The sequence below is a fragment of the Chryseobacterium sp. SIMBA_028 genome (genome assembly GCF_046535285.1).
In the GTDB taxonomy this organism is placed as follows: domain Bacteria; phylum Bacteroidota; class Bacteroidia; order Flavobacteriales; family Weeksellaceae; genus Chryseobacterium.
Map to the genome: position 1 here is coordinate 1 of NZ_JAWRWZ010000869.1, position 233 is coordinate 233.

Sequence of the window (233 nt, forward strand, 5' to 3'; positions counted from 1 at the left end):
CTCATCTCAACAATCCAGAAAATCTTCCTACCGAAGAAGAAAAACGTTCTCCAGAATTCCCAGAAATGAGTGAACGAAGACTGGATATTCTATATCCTGCCGCAAAGGGCTTGATTAAATCTACAGGTGTAAAAGATGATGAACTGAAAAACGCAACAAACGGCGACACAAAAGCAACCTTAAAATGGGCTTTAGAGATCTTCCGTGACAGTAATAACTTACTTTAATCTTCT

At 38.6% G+C, this 233-nt stretch carries 1 protein-coding gene; it reads left to right on the forward strand.

What is annotated here, in order from left to right; genetic code table 11:
• Positions 1–227, forward strand: a 227-nt coding sequence (locus SCA31_RS25680) for a hypothetical protein (RefSeq protein WP_410699747.1), incomplete at its 5' end; no start/stop codon positions are given.
• Positions 228–233 lie beyond the last annotated feature (6 nt).